The following is a 1,073-nucleotide window of genomic DNA, read 5'->3' on the forward strand; positions in this document are numbered from 1 at the left end:
GCCCGTCACCGTACTCACCGGCCCGGCCGCCACCGCGCGGTCCGTGCTCGACGCCCTGCCCCGGCACGGCACCGCGCACTTCGTCTGCCACGGCCTGACCGACCCCCTCGACCCCTCCAGCAGCCGGCTCCTGCTCACCGATCACCGCGAACGTCCGCTGACCGTCGCCGCGCTCGCGGACCTCCGCCTGCGCCAAGCCGAGCTGGCCTACCTGTCCGCGTGCAGCACCAGCGTCACCGCCCACCGGCTCGCCGACGAGTTCGTGCACATCACCGCGGCCTTCCAGCTCTGCGGCTACCGCCAGGTCGTCGGCACCCTGTGGCCGGTCACCGACGCGGCGGCCCAGGCGGTGGCCGAGGCCTTCCACGCCCGCCGCGCCGCCGGCCTGCCCGGCGCCCACGCCCTGACCGACGCCCTCAGGGACCTCCGCGACCGCTACCCCGCCACCCCCACCCGCTGGGCCGCGCACGTCCACACGGGAGTCTGAACCCGATATCCAAGCTCCAGTCGCGTCCACCTCGAAGGACCACCGTCCGGTCGGCGCCAACACGCCGCGGTCGGCGCGCGCCGTGGGGCGTTTCGGCCCGTCTGGCGCGCTGGCCGGCAGGCTCGGAGTCACCTCGTCGCCAGGCTCGGAGCCACCTCACCCTGCTGGTGGGCGACCGCCACCGGGTGCGGCGGGCCCTCATGGGCGGCCCTCGGTCGGCTGGTCGGAGATCTCCTCGACCCACAGCGGCATCCACTTGCCTCCAGCCTGTCACCCGGGCTCCGTCTCGGCATACCGGTCCCCGGCGCCAGCCCGGCTCTTTTCGAGGTCGACTATCTCGTGGCCGAGTGCACGAAAATCTGTGTCGGCTGAAGTAGACATTGGGCGGTGGTGTGGTTATGGTTTCTCTCGTAGCCGAGATCGAGAAGGGCCCGGCAGGAATGAACTGCCGGGCAGTAGTACCGCAGTTGAAGGTGCAGGAGCAGTTGTGTATGGCGGTGCGGCGGTGGAGTTCCGAAGCCAGGGTTGTTGCAGGACGGCGACGGGACTGACGGCCGGACCGGGTGGCCCGCAGTGATCAGGGGCC

1 protein-coding gene is annotated in these 1,073 nt (G+C 71.9%); it reads left to right on the top strand.

Annotated features, from left to right (window positions below; translation table 11 throughout):
- On the top strand, positions 1-487 hold a 487-nt coding region (locus ABZT03_RS44735; RefSeq protein WP_356050108.1), incomplete at its 5' end, for a CHAT domain-containing protein.
- Between the last annotated feature and the right edge of the window lie 586 nt (positions 488-1,073).

The organism is Streptomyces sp. NPDC005574, from assembly GCF_040605435.1.
Lineage (GTDB): Bacteria > Actinomycetota > Actinomycetes > Streptomycetales > Streptomycetaceae > Streptomyces.